The organism is Sphingomonas sp. S-NIH.Pt3_0716 (genome assembly GCF_003950715.1).
Taxonomy (GTDB): Bacteria; Pseudomonadota; Alphaproteobacteria; order Sphingomonadales; family Sphingomonadaceae; genus Sphingobium; species Sphingobium yanoikuyae_A.
Genome location: NZ_QLJK01000001.1, coordinates 319,288 through 334,874, shown reverse-complemented (window position 1 = coordinate 334,874; position 15,587 = coordinate 319,288). Strand labels below are relative to the sequence as shown.

The window sequence follows — 15,587 nt, the reverse complement described above, 5'->3', positions numbered from 1 at the left end:
GACATTCCTCCCCGTCACGGGGAGGGGGACCGCTCGCGTAGCGAGTGGTGGAGGGGCACAGGCCGGATAGCGCAGCGCTAAGAGGCACCTGCCCCTCCGTCAGCGCTTCGCGCTGCCACCTCCCCGTACCGGGGAGGAATGTCCGCTGCTGGTCGAAACACGTTGATCCCTATCAGCGTCATCCTGGCGAAAGGCTCTCCTGGACTCGTCGAAGGATCCGGGATTCCTTCTGTGCTGCGAGGGTGCGCTGAATGGATTCCGCATCGAATGCGGGATGACGGCCGGTTTTGCGGGCGATCTTTGGCTTTACCAGAGCACGCCGTCGACCGGCTGGACCGGCGGAGGCCCTTCGCGGCCAAGCGTGTCGCACATGTCCGCCTCGATCGTGGTGGTGATGCTGTCGAGCGGGAGGTCGTGGACGTCGTTGCCGAACGGATCGACCAGATCGTCGCCGATCTGCAGCACGGCAAGATACATGAAGCCCGCGGCCGCCGATCCCACCGGGGTGGCGATGCCCAATGTCTCGACCAGGCCGATCGGCAGCAGGATGCAGAAGAGCCGGGTAAAGAATTTGGGGAAGCTGCGATATTGGGCGGGCAGCGGCGTGTTCTTGATCCGCTCCATGCCGCCCTGCGCGTTCGACATGTCGACCAGCAGCCGTTCGATCTGGGTCTGCTGGATGCTGTCGATCCAGCCATCCGCGCGCGCCTGTTCGACCCGGCGACCCGATCCGTCGAGCAGGCCGTTGGCGGGGTTACGGCGGCCCAGTTCCGGAATCTCCTCCGGAATCTCCGGGCCGGCGAGCAGGCGGCGCACATCGGGCGCCGGATCGATCCGGCGGAGCTGGCAGCGCAGCGCTTGGACATAGGCGATATGGCGTTCGACCAGGGTCTGACGCAGGTCCGCCGTTTCGGCCCGGTCGGGGATGAAGTTCATCACCGCGCGTGCCCAGCTGCGCGAGACATTGACCATCGCACCCCACAGGATGCGGCCTTCCCACCAGCGCTGATAGGCGGAGTTGACGCGGAAGCCGAGGACCAGGGCGAGCGCGGTGCCGAAGATGGTCAGCGGCAGGGCCGGCGCCTTGAAGGGCGAGATGAAGTAGAAGATGGTGACCGCCAGATCCCAGAAGAACAGCGCGATCAGCGCGCGCCACGCGGTCTGGAAACTCTGGCGGATACGTGGGGCACGTCCGACGATCATAGGGGGAGCGGTTCTCTACAGGTCAGACGATGTCCGTGCCGTCGGCTTCATCCAGTTTCAGCCAGGCATGGCGCAGCGCCATGCCGCCGATGATGCCGACCGCCTTCAGGATCGTCGCATAGATGGTGGGGGTGCTGTCGCTGATCGCCAGCCAGGCGCAGGCGAAGCAGAGCGCCATGGCAGCATAGATGGGCAGCGCCTCGATATCGTTCCAGGCAAGACGCTGATTGGTCTTGGGCGTGGGCGCGGCGCGCGTTGCGGCGAGCGTGCGGATCATGGCGGTCCTTTCCGAAATGGAGCCGACGGGCGGCCTTTGTTCGAAAAATGATGCGACGCACAAGCGACGGTCAACGCGGTCCACGCCATGCAAGCCAGCCTTGCGGTAGCGGTAACGCCAGCAAAATTCCGTCGCATTTCCGTGCCGTTTGGGAGACGTGGCAATGTTTTCACACGGAACTGCAACCTTGCGCCTATTGCAATGCAGCGTAACGCGCATAGCTTTTTGCGCATGGCCGATCGCTATGCTGAAATCCTGTCCTTCGTGAAAATTGCCGAATCGGGCAGCCTGTCCGAAGCGGCAAAACGACTGGACCTGTCGCTTGCCGCGACCAGTCGCCGCCTGTCGCAACTGGAGTCGCGGCTGGGGGTGATGCTGGTGCGCCGCAACAGCCGGCACATGACGCTGACCCAGGAAGGCCAGATCTTCTACGAGAAGGCGGGACAGGCGCTGTCCGACATCGACCAGGCGGAAAATGTCGTGATGCGCAACGCCACCGAGCCGGTCGGCGCATTGCGCGTGGTGACGACGCTGCATTCGGGCCGCAGCCGGCTGGCGCCGCTGTTCCAGCATTATGCGACGCTGCACCCCGAAGTGGCGGTGCATCTGGAGGCGGCGGGGCAGGCGGCCAATATCGTCGAGACCGGCCATGACATCGCCATCTGTTTCGATCCGCCGCCCGACAGCGGCCTGATCATGAAGCGGCTGGCCGACAATCCGCGCATGCTTTGCGCCTCGCCCGAATATCTGAGCCGACGCGGCGTGCCGCGCACGATCGAGGATCTGGCCAGCCATGACCGGATCGTCATTGGCGGCGGGCAGGATATGTGGCGCGCGATCGACATGGACATGGGGCGGGACAACCGGGCGAGCCGGGTGCTGAGCACCAATGATGGCGAAATGGCACGGCTATGGGCGCTCAATGGTGCCGGTATCGTCATCAAGTCGCTATGGGCGGTGTCGGACGACCTGGAAGAGGGGCGGTTGCAGACTGTGCTGCCCGCTGTCGCGCTACCGGAATCGCCGATCGTCGCCCTCTATCTGCCGGCGCAGGGGGACAGCGCCAAGGTGCGCAGCTGCCTCGACTTCCTGGCGCGCCATCTGAAGCCGGCCGAGGCGACCCCGGCCGCCGCCTGATCCGATTTTGAAAATGCGCGATCGGCGCGATCGACTGTCTGCGGACCGTCGATCGCGCCGATGCTGATTTACGGCGGCCTGCTTCCGCCGGAGCGCAGCCATTCGCCATGGCTATCGACCTGTCAGGCCAATTTGTCTGACAAGTACCGCTTTTGCCAATATTGGTTTGGCCAATATATTGCGCTGGCCTGATCTGTCGGTTACAGCCTTTTCGAAATCTGGAGTCGAGTCCCGCAATGTGGGCTTTGTGATGGATGCAGTCGGGCAAACCGGCGCATCGGCCGATGGCTCCTGGTGGCAGCTTTAGAACACAGGATCGGGAGAGGTTGATGAAGGGGCAGTCGAAAATGGCAGTCGTGATGGCGAGCCTGCTGGTTGGCGTCGCATCGGGGACGCTGGCGGGTGTGGCCCATGCGCAGGATATGTCGGCCGGCGACATCATCGTGACGGCGCAGAAGCGCGAACAGAATGTGCAGGATGTACCCTTGTCGGTGCAGGTGCTGGGCGAGGCCCAGTTGCAGGCCAATGCGGTGCAGGATTTCAACGATCTGAGCCGCGTGTCGCCGTCGCTGAGCATCCGGCCGGCGGAAAATCCGGCGAGCGCCAATGTCGCGATCCGTGGTGTCGGCACCCTGGCCTTCAGCCCCGGCGTCGAGCCGAGCGTCGCGGTCATCCTGGACGATGTGGCGCTGGCCTTCCAGTCGCGCGCCTTCACCGATCTTTCCGATATCGAGCGGATCGAGGTGCTGCGCGGGCCGCAGACGACGCTGTATGGCAAGTCGGCCTCGGCGGGCCTCATCAATATCGTGTCCAAGGCGCCGACCAAGACGCTGACCGCGTCGGTGCGCGGGATGATCACCACCGATGACGAGCAGCAGATCGGTGCGGTTCTTTCCGGGCCGCTGACCGATACGCTGGGGTTCCGCACCAGCGTCAACTATGATGATTTCAAGGGCAATTCGCGCAATCTGGCCGATGGCAAGACGCTGAATGGACGCCGCTATTTCTCCACCCGCAACAAGCTGCGCTGGAACCCGACGGCCGAGTTGCAGGCCGATCTGGCGATCGATTATGCCGATGGGCGGACGACAGCGACGCGGCCCTTCATCGAACTGGGCGATAATGCGATCCTGCGCGGCAACCCCGCCTTCACCCAGGATGTGTTCGCGCCGGGCATCACCGTCGGCAAGGACAATACGGACGTGTCGATCGATTTCCCGACCGGCAACACCTATAATGATTTCGCCCAGTCGCTGCGGCTGAGCTATGATACGGGCGGGCCGACGATCATGTCGATCACCGCGCATGACCGCTACAAGTCGCATGACTGGTTCGACAGCGACGATTCCGCGATCAGCAGCTTCCAGAATTTCCAATATGGCCATTTCGACAGCGAACAGTTCAGCCAGGAACTGCGGCTGATTTCGCCCGGCAAGGACCGGTTCCGCTATACGCTGGGCGCCTATTACAGCAATGTCGACATCGGCCGCGACTTCTATCGCGGGCCGCTTTTTTCCAACGCAAATTGGGATGCGACCAACGGCAGCGACCTGATCGCGGGCTTTGGCCAGCTGGAATATGATCCGTTGCCCGGCACGACGCTGATCGCCGGTGGCCGCTACAGCCGGGAAAAGATCGATTATGTGTTCACCGATCTGGCGGCCAGCCGGGTCTATGCGGGGCGCAGCAGCGACAGTTTCGGCACCTACAAACTGGGCATCAAGCAGGATGTCGCGCGCGACATGAACCTCTATCTCACCTATGCGACCGGGCATAAGGGGCAGGCCTATGACATCTCGTCGGGCTTCAACCAGGCGCGCGCCGATGCCGGTCCGGTGAACCCGGAAAAGTCCGACAGCCTGGAACTGGGCTTCCGATCGCAATTGCTGGATCGCAAGGTGACGCTGAACGTCACCGTCTTCAATTCCAACTTCCGCGATTTCCAGACCCAGGCAGTGGAAAACCTTGCCGACGGGACACAGAATTTTCGCCTGACCAATGTCGGCAAGGTGCGCATCCGGGGCCTGGAAATGGAAACCAGCATCCGTCCGGTGGCCGGGCTGACGATCAATGGGTCGCTGACTTATCTGGACGCCAAGTTCAAGGAATTTGCCGGCGCGGCCTGTTATGTGAACCAGACCGCGGCGCAGGGATGCGTCGGCACGCCGCCGCGCCAGGATCTGAGCGGCAAGGCGATGCTGATCTCGCCCAAATGGAAGCTGGCGGGCAATATCGATTATGCCCAGCCGTTGGGGCAGGGGCCGCTGGAACTGGTCGCGCAGGGCGCCGTCACCTGGCAGAGCAAGGTCGTGCCGCTGGACCAGAATCCGCGCACCATCCAGCCGGAATATGCGATGGTGAACATCGCGCTCGGCCTGCGCAGCGCCGACAAGTCATGGCAGGTGATGGGCTTCATCAACAATCTGTTCGACCAGCATTATCGCTATCTGATCAACGATGTGTCGAACCGTTATGGGACGACGGCGATCCAGGGCTATGTGCCGCGTGATTTCCATCGTTATGGCGGCATCCGCCTGAGCTACAGCTATTGAGCTGGCGGGTTGCCGGGCTGGGCCTGGCCGCGCTGATCGGCGCGGCTGGCTCGGCCGGCGGCGCGGCGCCCTTGCCGGACATCTATGTGCTGGCCGGCCAGTCCAACATGTCGGGGCGGGGCGCGCTGGCGGACCTGACCGAGGCGGAAAGGGCGCCGGTGCCGGACGTCATGATGCTGGGCAATGACGGCATCGTGCGACCGGCGATGGAGCCGATCGACAGTGCGCAGGGGCAGCAGGACATGGTGTCGGCGGACCGGCTGGCGGCGGTCGGGCCGGGCCTGTTCTTTGCCCGCGCGCTGATCGCGCGGCAGCGGCGGGCGATCATCCTGATCCCCTGCGCCAAGGGCGGCAGCGCGATCGCGCGCTGGCGGCCCGGCGAAGACCGGACGACGCTCTATGGATCCTGTCTGGCGCGGGTACGATCGGTCCGGGGACGGCTGGCCGGCATCCTCTGGTATCAGGGCGAGAGCGACACGGAGAATGGGACGGCGGCAACGGGCTATGGCGCTGCGCTGGCCGATCTGGTCGGGCATTTCCGGCGGGATCTGGGACGCGCAGACCTGCCGTTCATCTTTGCGCAGATCGCCGATCGGCCGGCGGCGTCGGAGCATGTCGCGCGCTATCCGGGGTGGGCGATGGTGCAGGCGGCGCAGCGCGACATCGCCCTGCGCTGCGCCTATATGGTGCCGACCGGCGGCCTGGTGCGGCAGGCGGACGAACTGCATCTGGTGACCGATGCCCAGCGCCGGCTGGGCATGGCGATGGCGCGGGCGATGATGGCCTTGCAGGCGGATGGATGCGGGCGCTGAGGCGCGCCCGCCGCCTTACAGCGTCTTTTCGTAGACCTGATAGATCTTGTTGACCCGGGATTCGATGGCGTCGGCGATCGCGTTCATGCCCTGATTATCGTCCAGCACCCAGCCGATCTCGCCGCGCGTCGCGCTGTAATGGGCCAGGGCGTTGCGGCGGATATATTCGATCATCATGAAGGCGAGCTGGCTGGCCATGCGGGTAGATTGCAGCCGCTGGACCACGCCCATCAGCGGCACGCGCATGGTGCGGACCTGCGGCTTGCGCAGCCAGCGCAGCAGCTTGATCCAGCCGAACGGGAAGAGCGAACCGTTGAGCGGCTTCAACGCCTCGTTGAGGTCGGGCAGGGTCATCATGAAGGCGACCGGTTCGCCTTCCAGCTCCGCGATCATGATCAGATCCTCGAACACCAGCGGCTTCAATTTCTTGCCGGTGAAGGCGACTTCGGCGTCGGTGATGGGCACGAAGCCCCAATTCTTGCCCCAGGCATCGTTGAGGATGCCCAGGATGATCGCGGCTTCCTGATCGAATTTCGACTTGTCGACCTTGCGGATGGTGATGCGCGCGCTCTTTTCGCCCGAGGCGACGATGCGCTCGATCAGCGGCGGGAAATTCTTCGTGATGTCCAGCTCATAGGTCTTGAGCTGCTTGACCGGCTGATAGCCGGCGCCTTCGACCATCGGCTGATAGGCGGCGCTGTTATGGCCCATCATCACCGTCGGCGGATGATCATGGCCCTGGATCAGCAGGCCGGGCTCTTCCCAGATCGACAGCGAGATCGGGCCGAGCACGCGGGTCATGCCCTTGGCCTCGAGCCAGCCTTCGGCCGCGGCGATCAGGGCGGCGCCGGTTTCGGCATCTTCCGCCTCGAACAGGCCGAAATTGCCGGTGCCAGGACCCATGCCCTGTTCGACCGGCTGGGCCAGCGCCAGCTTGTCGAAATGCGCGGAAACGCGGCCGACCACCTTGTTTCCGCGCCGGGCGAGGAAATATTGGGCCTCGGCATGGTCGAAGAAGGGATTCTTGCCCGGCGTCAGCAGGCCGTAGACTTCGGACTTGAGCGGCGGCACCCAATTGGGATCATTGGCGTAGAGCCGCCAGGGCAGGTCGACAAAGGCCTTGAGATCGGCCTTGGAGGAAACGGGGGTGATGAGGAGATCGGTTGATGCCACGGCGCAGGCCCTTGAAGAAATTTGTCGAGCAGTTCGGCGCTTGTTTGCGGAATGTCAATCTCGGGCCGGGGCAGGGGCGCTAAGAGTCGGTCTGGAAATGCGCCTCTGGCGCATCTGTACCGGCCCACACCCCCAGCCGGGGTGAATATGTCACGTTGCTGCCACGATTGCAGCGCATTTGGAGTGTAGGGAAGGCAGCATGACTGTGCATGATCCCATTTTGGCCGCCGCGTCGCGCACGCGGTCGGCTATACCCGACGATACGAAGATGCTGCGCGCTGCCGCGGATCTGACGCGCACCCTGTCGACCGCGAACCCGGCCATCTACTGGCCGGACATGCTGGCGTCGGCGCTGATCGGCTATGGCGCGCTGGCCGGTGCGATTCTGGCCCAGAATGTGGCGATCGCGATCGGCTGTGCCCTGTTGTCGATGATGGCGCTCTATCGCGCGGCCAGCTTCATCCATGAGCTGACCCATATCCGCAAGGGCGCGCTGCCCGGCTTCCGCTTCGGCTGGAACCTGCTGGTCGGCATTCCGCTGATGATCCCGTCCTTCCTGTATGAAGGCGTGCATACCCAGCATCATGCCCGCACCCGCTATGGCACGGCGGAAGACCCCGAATATCTGCCGCTGGCGCTGATGAAGCCCTGGTCGCTGCCCCTGTTCATCGTGGTGGCCGCGCTGGCGCCGATCGGCCTGATCCTGCGCTTTGGCGTGCTGACGCCGCTCAGCCTCCTCATCCCGCCGCTGCGGCGCAAGGTGGTGGCGGAGTTTTCGGCGCTGTCGATCAATCCCGCCTATCGCCGCCGCGCGCCCGAGGGCGATTTCGCCCGCATGTGGCATTGGCAGGAAGCGGGCGCCTGCCTGTTCGCGCTGGCGCTGGTCGGCAGCGTGTTCGCCTTCGGCTGGAAGCCCTTGCTGGTCTATATGGCGATCCATTCGGCGATGACCGTCATCAACCAGCTGCGCACCCTGGTCGCCCATCTGTGGGAGAATGAGGGCGAGGCGATGACCGTGACGGCGCAATATCTGGATTCGGTCAATGTGCCGCCGCCCGGCACGCTGCCCGAACTATGGGCGCCGGTCGGCCTGCGCTATCATGCGTTGCATCACCTGCTGCCGAGCGTGCCCTATCATAATCTGGCGGCCGCGCATCGGCAGTTGATGGCGACGCTCGACATCGACTCGCCCTATCGCCAGGGCAATTATACCGGCATGTTCACGCTGGTCGCCAAGATCGCCCGGAGCACGATGCACGCGCGCTGATCGCGGTGGATCGGGACAGGAAAGAAGGCCGGTGGAAACGCCGGCCTTTTTTTGTTGGCGGATGGGGGAGGCGGGGTGCGCGGCGACCGTGGGGCGACGCTTTTGCTGCGATCAGGTGGTCGTGATTTAACTGGCAAAGGGCGTGATCGGACGTGGCTTCCAGATCAGGGAATGTCCGAGCGGGCAAGCTGCGCACCGGGGATGGCGGGAAGCGACCAGGAGCGGCTGTAATTTCCTCCCCTGCAAGGGGAGGGGGACCACAAAGTGGTGGAGGGGTGTCACGCTATCGAGAGGGGGATACCCCTCCGTCTGGCCTGCGGCCAGCCACCTCCCCTTGCAGGGGAGCATGGTCTGAAAACGACCATTTGTGGTCCCTGTCCCGCCGAAAATCATCGGTAGGAAGCTGCCACTCAATACATAGTGGTGATGTGCAGCATCAGATCAGGCAGATGGATTACCTGTTGATCTATCCAACTGATGGCCTCGGCCGGAATATCCGCAGCAAGCGATACAAATAACAAGATCATTGCCCACCGTTTCGTATGCTCGCCGCATGTGTTCCACAGCCAGCCGCTCGCCACATACAGTAGGGCGGGAACAGCAAAGCCAGACCAAAGAAAGGCCAAGAGGGCGGCTATTCCCCTAACGTCGGCGAAATATGCTGCAAGACACCATCCCAAGCCATAAACGCTGCCCCATACCAAATTGGTGCCCCATTGGCCGAGTAGAACGCCATAAATTAGACTAGGGATTAAACCCGCGCTCACGAAGCTGCCAGCTATCAGCCAGACGCGGAATGCTGAAAGGCTCGTGTCGATACCGAAACGGCCGCTCAAATCATTGTGAGTTGCGCTGAATGGCATGAGCCATGTCTGCTATCGCTTTCTACGATTTGCAAGAAGCCAGTCCGCTAACCACCCAACTCCACCACCCCAGCGAAGGCTGGGGACTCAGGCGGCGGCAGAGGGAGGACGGGCGTCTCGCTATTCGTTGACGTGGCGTGCGCCTGCCTGAGATGCCAGCCTTCGCTGGCATGACGGGATTTGCCAGCCCTTAACCACGCTTATTCCTCGGTTCTGAACAGCACCGTCTCGCCGAGCAGCAGGAAGAGGAGGAAGGGCGCCCAGGCGGCGAGGATCGGCGGGTAGGCGCCTAGATTGCCCATGGCGAGCGAGAAATTGTCGGCGACGAAATAGGCGAAGCCCAGCGCCATGCCCATGACCGCGCGCAGGAAGAGCTGGCCCGAGCGGGCGAGGCCGAAGGCGGCGACGGAGCCGAGGATCGGCATCAGCACGGCCGAGAGCGGACCGGACAGCTTGTGCCACAGGCTGCCTTCCAGTTCGGCGGTCGGCCGCCCGGCATCGTGCAGGTCGCCGATCGCCGCCTGCAACTCGCTGAAGGTGAGGGCGTCGGGATCGACCTTGGCCAGGGTGAACTGGTCGGGACGGATGTCGCTGCCGAAGCGCACGGTGCCGACATTCTGGAGCGTGCCGCGGGCGACGTCGAACTGGCGCGCACCTTCCAGCACCCAGCTCTTGCTGGCGGCGTCATAATGGCCCTTGGGCGCGGTGATGATGGTGGTGAGGCTGTTGTTGATGCGGTTGAAGATCTCGACCTTGCGCAACTGCACGTCCTGGCCATGGCCCGCGACGATCGCCGCGGTGACGAGATTATTGCCGTCACGCACCCAGGGGTTGGTCTTGATCCCGCTGTCCGCTGGCACCGGGCCGAAGTCGACCGCCTGCCAGGCGCTGAGCATCGCGGTCGAGCGGGCGACGATCCGTTCGTTGAAGGCGTAGCTGAGGACCGAGACGCCGAGCGCGGCGGCGATCAGCGGGGCGAGGATCTGCTGGGCGGAGAGGCCCGCCGCCTTCATCGCGATGATTTCGCTATTCTGGTTGAGCGTCGCCAGCATGATGAGGGTGCCGAGCAGCACCGAGAAGGGCAGGAAGCGGGCGACGATCTGGGGCGCGCGCAGGCCGACATAATGCCAGAGCTGTGCATCGCCATTGCCCGGATAGGCGAGGATGTCGCCCGAATTGCCGAGCAGGTCGAGCATCTGCAGCACGACCACCAGCATCGCCAGCACGGCGAGCGTGCGGGTCAGGAACAGCCGCACCATGTACCAGCTGACCTGGCGCGAGGGGAAGAAATCGAACTGCATGGGGTCAGGCTGCTCCTTGCGCCGGCTCGCCGCGCCGCGTCACGAAGCGCAGCAGGCGGCCGATCTGCTTGCCGAGCTTGGCGAAGGCATATTCCAGCGCCGCGATCGGCTGTCCGCCGGGGCGGTGGGCGATGACATGATACATCCAGAAGATCAGTCCGGACGCCAGCAGGAACGGCCCCCATAGCGCGATGATCGGATCGATCTTGCCCAGCGAGCCGATGCTTTCGCCATATTGGTTGATCTTGTGATAGGTGACGATGAAGACGATCGAAAGGAACACGCCGAGCGCCGAGGTCGAGCGCTTGGGCGGGATCGCGAAGGCGAGCGCGGCCATCGGCAGCAGCATCATCATCACCACTTCGACCATGCGGAAATGGAAGTTGGAACGGACCTCGTTGCGCAGCTTGGTCGGCGTGGCGGGATCACGCCCCATCGAGAAGAGTTCGGGCAGGGTCTTTTCCCGGTCGACGTCGCGGCCGCGGAAATTCTCGATCTGCGGCAGGTCGATCGGCAGATCGTGGCTGGAGAAGGAGAGGATGCGCGGCGTCTTGTACTTGGGCGCATCGTTCACCAGCACGCCGTCGCGCAGGCGGAAGATGATGGTGTCGGGATCGTCGGTGGCGAGGAAGGCGCCCTGGGCCGCCGTGACCGCGACCGACTGGCCATCCTTGCCGACGGCGCGGACGAAGATGCCGCGCAGGTTGCGCCCTTCGTCCAGGCTGCGTTCGATCCGCAGGGTCATGCGCTTGCCCAGGCTGGTGAACTCGCCGACCTTGATCGACGCGCCCAGCGCGCCCGAGCGCAGTTCGAAGCGCAGCGCCTCATAGGCGTGGCGGGACAAGGGCTGGACCCAGCCGACGATGCCGAGGTTGAGCAGGGCGAGGGCGAAGGCGAACATGTAGGGGACGCGCAGCAGCCGGCCATAGGACAGGCCGACGGCGCGCATCACGTCGAGTTCGGACGAGGTGGCAAGCTTGCGGAAGGCGAGCAGGATGCCGAGCATCAGCCCGATCGGAATGCCGAGCGAGAGATATTCGGGCAGCATGTTGGCGAGCATGCGCCACACGACGCTGACGGGGCCGCCTTCGGCCGCGACAAAATCGAACAGGCTCAACATCTTGTCGAGCACCAGCAGCATCGCGGCGATCACCAGCGTGCCAAGCAATGGCAGCGCGATCAGGCGGGCGAGATATCGGTCGATGGCAGTCAGCATTTCTCTATGTCGTCGTCCCATCACCATGTTTTGGCCGCAAACCCCGCCCATATGCGAGTCAGCTAATAAAAGAGTCGCGGGGCGAACAGGGGCTCGCCGTCCGATCACATCGGGCGGCTATAGCTTCCAGGAGTCTGATGGTCATGTTGAAAGTTGCAATGGGTCTGATGCCGGTGGTGGTTCTGTTGGCCGCAACGCCTGCCTTGGCCCATGGTCAGGAAATCACGAACGATCTGTCCCGTTGCGCCGCGTCGGCCAAGGGGCCGGCGGTGCTGGTCGATGTGCGCGGCTTTGCCGAGGCGACCGGCCGCGTGCGCATGCAGTCCTATCACGCCACCAAGGCGAGCTGGCTGACCAAGGGCGAATGGCTGAACCGGATCGACACCGTCGTCCGCCCGTCCGAAGGCGGCATGCGATTCTGCATGCCGATCCCGGAGCCGGGCAAATATGGCATCGCCGTGCGGCATGACCGGGACGGCAATGGCAAGACTGACATTTCGCGGGATGGCGGCGGCTTTTCGAACAATCCGTCGATCAACATCTTCAATCTGGGCAAGCCGTCGGTCGACAAGGCCGCCTTCTATGCTGGACCGGGCGTGACCCGGATCACCATCAACCTCAAATATATGTAAGGTCGTCATGGTTCGCGTCGCGCTCCTGTCCAATCCCAAGTCCACGGGCAACCGGCAGACCTTGCCGCGCGTGCGCAGTTTTTGTGCCAACAACCCGGACATCTTCCATTATGAGGTCGAGCATGTCGACCAGATCGGCCGCGCGCTGCAGACGATTGCGCGGGTCGATCCGGCCGTCATCGTCATCAATGGCGGCGACGGGACGGTGCAGGCGGCGCTGACCGAACTGTATCAGGGCGAGCATTTCTGCGGTCGGGTGCCGCCGATCGCGGTGCTGCCCAATGGCAAGACCAACCTGATCGCGCTGGACCTGGGCATCCATGGCGACCCGATCAAGGCGCTGGAGCGCATCGTCGAGATCGCCAAATCTGGGCTGGGCGACCATGTCGTGCAGCGCGAGCTGATCGCGCTGACCGACGGGCAGACGACCCGTCCGGTGCTGGGCATGTTCCTGGGCGGTGCGGGCCTGGCCGACTATATCCTCTATTGCCGGGACAAGATCTATCCGCTGGGCCTGTCCAACGGGTTCAGCCATTTCCTGACCGCGCTCGCCGTGCTGGCGTCGCTGGTTTTCGGCATTCGTGCCCGATTCCTGCCACAATCCAGCCACCCGGTCAGCATCTCGCTGATGCGCGAGGGGCAGTTGGCGGGGCGCTTCTCGGTCCTGATCGTGACCACGCTGGAGCGACTGCTGCTGGGCGTCGATCCGGGTGACAGCCGCCGTGGCAACATGAAGCTGATGGCGGTCGACCAGAGCGTGTCGGCGCTGCTGCGCCTGGTATGGGCCAGCGTCTTCCGCCGGATGGGCAAGCAGCAGATGCAGGGCATCCATCTGGAGCAGGGCGACACGATCCGCATCGAGGGTGCGCAGAGCAGCGTGATCCTGGACGGCGAAATCTTCCGCGCGTCGGAAGGCAAGCCGATCCTGCTGCGTTCGACCGAACCGGTGCCCTTCCTGCGCCTGGCCGCCTGAGATCGGCCGAGCGGCGGGGGCTGTTTCGGCGCCCGCTGAATGGTCGAGATGGGTGGCTTAAGGCCATCCCATCAATGTCATGCTGAACTTGTTTCAGCATCTATCAAGCCTAACAAACCATTGGTCTATTGGGAGGAATGGACCCTGAAACAAGTTCAGGGTGACGATGATGGGATGGGCGGTTCTTGGTCGCTTCCCGACAATCTGGACTTGTCCTTGCCGCCCTAGTCCTGCGGCACCGCTACATCGACGGCACCGGGGGCTATCTTTACCGTGACGGGGGTTTTTGCCAGCACTTCGCCGTCGATCGATATTTTCTGTGGCGGGTGGCAGGCGAGTCTGAACTGGCGGCCGTGAAATTCCTCCGTATGGGCGTTGCGGTCGCGCAGCTTCACGAATTTGGCATACCAGTCCCAGGCGAGGCGCGGCTTGGAGCGGCCGACGACGGCCTGGATCACGATCTCGCCGGTATCGACGGCAGCATGGTCCGACAGTTCCACCCCGCCATGATAGGGGCCGTTGAGGATGCGCACCTCGGTCGACCACAGGCGCCGTTCCTTGACCCCGTCGTCAATGGTCAGGCGGAAGGCGCGGAAACCGACTGAGCATTTGACCGCCCAGAGCAGATAGCCGATGCGGCCGAGATAGCGTTTGAGCTTGTGCGGCACGGTCTGGCCGATCATCGGCGACAGGCCCAAGGAGGCGGCATTCACGAAATAGTCGCGATCGATCATGCCGAGGTCCACGCGGCGGCGCTGGCCGGTGGCGATGGCGCGGACTGCGCCGTCGAGGTCGAGCGGCAGGCCCAGCGTGCGGGCGAAGCTGTTGGCGGTGCCGAGCGGCAGCACGCCGAACACGCAATCCTTGCCGACCAGTTCGTCGACCGTGCCCGACATGGAGCCATCGCCGCCGCCGACGATGACCATCGGCGCGCCGCTTTCCACCGCCTGGCGGACGGTGGCGGCCATCTGTTCGGGGTCGTCGACCGCATGGGCGGCGATCAACTCGATGCCGGCGGCTTCGAGCTTTTCCCTTGCCTGATTGAAATTGTCCTGGCCGCGTCGGCTATGGGCGTTGACGACGAGGATCGCCTGCTGGGGGAGCGCTTTCGTTTCCATGCCGCAATAACACCGTGCGGCGATTTCGGGTCCATCGGAAACGAATAGCGATGGATTCGTTAGGGAGGCATGGCCCGTATCGCCCATCTGTCCGACATTCATTTCGGCGCGCATGATCCGCGCATCGTCGACGCCGCCACCGCCTGGCTGGAGGAACGCCGGCCCGATCTGGTCGTCATCAGCGGCGACTTGACCCAGCGGGCGCGGGTGGAGCAGTTCAGGGCGGCGGCGGCCTGGCTCAATCGCCTGCGCGCGGCGGGGCTGAAGATATTGGTGATCCCCGGCAATCATGACGTGCCGCTGTTCGATGTGGTGCGACGCTTCGCCCGGCCGCTGGCGCGCTACAAGCGCTATATCAGCCGCGATCTCTGTCCCTTCTACGAGGATGACGAGGTCGCGATACTGGGCCTCAACACCGCCCGGTCGCTGACGATCAAGGACGGGCGGATCAACCATGACCAGATGGACCGGCTGCGCGCGAGTTTCGCGCAGGTCGCGCCGGCCAAGACCCGCATCCTGGTGACCCATCATCCGCTGTTCGCCATGCCGATCGGTCGGGGCGGGGAGTTGAGCGAGGCGGTGGGGCGGCATGAGGATGCGGTGCAGGCGGCGTGCGAGGCGGGTGTCCATGTCGCGCTGGCCGGGCATTTCCACCGCACCTATGCGGAGGCCGCGCAGAAGATGGTGGCGCATAGCGGCGGGGCGCTGGTGATCCAAGCGGGGACGGCGACATCCACCCGGCTGCGCAATGCCGAGCCGCAAAGCTTCAACTGGCTGCATGTCCGGCGTAACGATGCGATCGAACTGCAGGTGATCGTCTGGGACGGCAACGCGTTTCGCCGGGCCAGCCATGTCGACTATGTGCGGGAAGGCGAGGCATGGACGGGACGGGATGTGATCGACCCGCCAACGGTTGGCAGCGTGGCTGTGCTACAAGGGACAGGCTGAGGCAGGAGTCTTCGATCGGTCGCAATTCTCCCTAAAAAACAATGATTCATGTTGCATCGGCGAAGCGATTGACCAAAGGCGATGGGCTTGCGGACCCAGGGAGTGTCAGTTGGTC

15 protein-coding genes are annotated in these 15,587 nt (G+C 63.9%); 8 read left to right on the top strand and 7 right to left on the bottom strand.

The window, feature by feature from the left end:
* Nucleotides 1-306 precede the first annotated feature (306 nt).
* Complete coding sequence (locus BRX37_RS01585) at nt 307-1,203, bottom strand: bestrophin family protein (RefSeq protein WP_125985258.1); 897 nt, start codon at nt 1,201-1,203, stop codon at nt 307-309.
* Between the two features lie 22 nt (nt 1,204-1,225).
* The gene (locus tag BRX37_RS01580) at nt 1,226-1,480 is read right to left on the bottom strand and encodes a hypothetical protein (RefSeq protein ID WP_010335885.1); all 255 of its coding nucleotides are present in this window, start codon (nt 1,478-1,480) and stop codon (nt 1,226-1,228) included.
* 231 nt (nt 1,481-1,711) lie between these two features.
* Here BRX37_RS01580 and BRX37_RS01575 point away from each other — a divergent pair, with 231 nt between their 5' ends.
* The 4 genes from BRX37_RS01575 to BRX37_RS01565 all read left to right on the top strand — a co-directional run bounded on the left by BRX37_RS01575 (nt 1,712) and on the right by BRX37_RS01565 (nt 5,981).
* Entirely contained in the window at nt 1,712-2,617 is a 906-nt protein-coding gene (locus tag BRX37_RS01575; RefSeq protein WP_017503424.1) for a LysR family transcriptional regulator, read from the top strand.
* Nucleotides 2,618-2,677: 60 nt separating this feature from the next.
* The gene (locus tag BRX37_RS27200) at nt 2,678-2,809 is read left to right on the top strand and encodes a hypothetical protein (RefSeq protein ID WP_318276554.1); all 132 of its coding nucleotides are present in this window, start codon (nt 2,678-2,680) and stop codon (nt 2,807-2,809) included.
* A 155-nt stretch (nt 2,810-2,964) separates the two neighbouring features.
* A complete protein-coding gene (locus BRX37_RS01570; protein WP_318276553.1) occupies nt 2,965-5,169 on the top strand; it encodes a TonB-dependent receptor domain-containing protein in 2,205 nt (734 codons plus the stop codon).
* Nucleotides 5,166-5,981 carry a sialate O-acetylesterase gene (locus tag BRX37_RS01565; RefSeq protein WP_125985256.1) on the top strand — a complete coding sequence of 272 codons (816 nt, stop codon included), beginning with the start codon at nt 5,166-5,168 and terminating at the stop codon, nt 5,979-5,981. The genes BRX37_RS01570 and BRX37_RS01565 overlap by 4 nt, the downstream gene beginning before the upstream one ends.
* A 15-nt stretch (nt 5,982-5,996) precedes the next feature.
* Here the strand turns inward: BRX37_RS01565 and BRX37_RS01560 are convergent, their stop codons facing one another.
* Nucleotides 5,997-7,154, bottom strand: a complete 1,158-nt coding sequence (locus BRX37_RS01560) for an N-acetyltransferase (protein WP_125985255.1) — start codon at nt 7,152-7,154, stop codon at nt 5,997-5,999.
* Nucleotides 7,155-7,353: 199 nt separating this feature from the next.
* Between BRX37_RS01560 and BRX37_RS01555 the strand changes: the two genes are divergently transcribed.
* Complete coding sequence (locus BRX37_RS01555; RefSeq protein WP_125985254.1) at nt 7,354-8,421, top strand: fatty acid desaturase family protein; 1,068 nt, start codon at nt 7,354-7,356, stop codon at nt 8,419-8,421.
* A gap of 410 nt (nt 8,422-8,831) precedes the next feature.
* On the opposite strand, the gene BRX37_RS01545 is transcribed toward BRX37_RS01555, so the two are convergent.
* The 3 genes from BRX37_RS01545 to lptF form a co-directional block, all read right to left on the bottom strand.
* The gene (locus BRX37_RS01545; RefSeq protein ID WP_097382412.1) at nt 8,832-9,284 is read right to left on the bottom strand and encodes a hypothetical protein; all 453 of its coding nucleotides are present in this window, start codon (nt 9,282-9,284) and stop codon (nt 8,832-8,834) included.
* Between the two features lie 200 nt (nt 9,285-9,484).
* A complete protein-coding gene (lptG, locus tag BRX37_RS01540) occupies nt 9,485-10,585 on the bottom strand; it encodes an LPS export ABC transporter permease LptG (RefSeq protein WP_004211023.1) in 1,101 nt (366 codons plus the stop codon).
* 4 nt (nt 10,586-10,589) lie between these two features.
* The gene (lptF, locus tag BRX37_RS01535) at nt 10,590-11,801 is read right to left on the bottom strand and encodes an LPS export ABC transporter permease LptF (protein ID WP_004211025.1); all 1,212 of its coding nucleotides are present in this window, start codon (nt 11,799-11,801) and stop codon (nt 10,590-10,592) included.
* A 137-nt stretch (nt 11,802-11,938) separates the two neighbouring features.
* On the opposite strand from lptF, the gene BRX37_RS01530 reads away from it, so the two are divergent.
* Nucleotides 11,939-12,433, top strand: coding sequence for a DUF2141 domain-containing protein (locus BRX37_RS01530; protein WP_125985252.1), 495 nt, complete (start codon nt 11,939-11,941; stop codon nt 12,431-12,433).
* A gap of 7 nt (nt 12,434-12,440) precedes the next feature.
* Nucleotides 12,441-13,406, top strand: a complete 966-nt coding sequence (locus tag BRX37_RS01525) for an acylglycerol kinase family protein (protein WP_010337966.1) — start codon at nt 12,441-12,443, stop codon at nt 13,404-13,406.
* A gap of 224 nt (nt 13,407-13,630) precedes the next feature.
* Here the strand turns inward: BRX37_RS01525 and BRX37_RS01520 are convergent, their stop codons facing one another.
* Nucleotides 13,631-14,524 carry a diacylglycerol/lipid kinase family protein gene (locus BRX37_RS01520; RefSeq protein ID WP_125985251.1) on the bottom strand — a complete coding sequence of 298 codons (894 nt, stop codon included), beginning with the start codon at nt 14,522-14,524 and terminating at the stop codon, nt 13,631-13,633.
* Nucleotides 14,525-14,593: 69 nt separating this feature from the next.
* Between BRX37_RS01520 and BRX37_RS01515 the strand changes: the two genes are divergently transcribed.
* Nucleotides 14,594-15,472: a metallophosphoesterase family protein gene (locus tag BRX37_RS01515; protein ID WP_125985250.1), complete on the top strand. Its 879-nt coding sequence runs from the start codon at nt 14,594-14,596 to the stop codon at nt 15,470-15,472.
* Nucleotides 15,473-15,587 lie beyond the last annotated feature (115 nt).

What these genes read in the sequence shown, in the direction of transcription:
- BRX37_RS01585 (WP_125985258.1), bottom strand. Translation starts at nt 1,203, where the DNA reads ATGATCGTCGGACGTGCCCCACGTATCCGCCAGAGTTTCCAGACCGCG.
- BRX37_RS01580 (WP_010335885.1), bottom strand. Translation starts at nt 1,480, where the DNA reads ATGATCCGCACGCTCGCCGCAACGCGCGCCGCGCCCACGCCCAAGACC.
- BRX37_RS01575 (WP_017503424.1), top strand. Translation starts at nt 1,712, where the DNA reads ATGGCCGATCGCTATGCTGAAATCCTGTCCTTCGTGAAAATTGCCGAA.
- BRX37_RS27200 (WP_318276554.1), top strand. Translation starts at nt 2,678, where the DNA reads ATGCTGATTTACGGCGGCCTGCTTCCGCCGGAGCGCAGCCATTCGCCA.
- BRX37_RS01570 (WP_318276553.1), top strand. Translation starts at nt 2,965, where the DNA reads ATGGCAGTCGTGATGGCGAGCCTGCTGGTTGGCGTCGCATCGGGGACG.
- BRX37_RS01555 (WP_125985254.1), top strand. Translation starts at nt 7,354, where the DNA reads ATGACTGTGCATGATCCCATTTTGGCCGCCGCGTCGCGCACGCGGTCG.
- BRX37_RS01545 (WP_097382412.1), bottom strand. Translation starts at nt 9,284, where the DNA reads ATGCCATTCAGCGCAACTCACAATGATTTGAGCGGCCGTTTCGGTATC.
- lptG (WP_004211023.1), bottom strand. Translation starts at nt 10,585, where the DNA reads ATGCAGTTCGATTTCTTCCCCTCGCGCCAGGTCAGCTGGTACATGGTG.
- lptF (WP_004211025.1), bottom strand. Translation starts at nt 11,801, where the DNA reads ATGCTGACTGCCATCGACCGATATCTCGCCCGCCTGATCGCGCTGCCA.
- BRX37_RS01530 (WP_125985252.1), top strand. Translation starts at nt 11,939, where the DNA reads ATGGTCATGTTGAAAGTTGCAATGGGTCTGATGCCGGTGGTGGTTCTG.
- BRX37_RS01525 (WP_010337966.1), top strand. Translation starts at nt 12,441, where the DNA reads ATGGTTCGCGTCGCGCTCCTGTCCAATCCCAAGTCCACGGGCAACCGG.
- BRX37_RS01520 (WP_125985251.1), bottom strand. Translation starts at nt 14,524, where the DNA reads ATGGAAACGAAAGCGCTCCCCCAGCAGGCGATCCTCGTCGTCAACGCC.
- BRX37_RS01515 (WP_125985250.1), top strand. Translation starts at nt 14,594, where the DNA reads ATGGCCCGTATCGCCCATCTGTCCGACATTCATTTCGGCGCGCATGAT.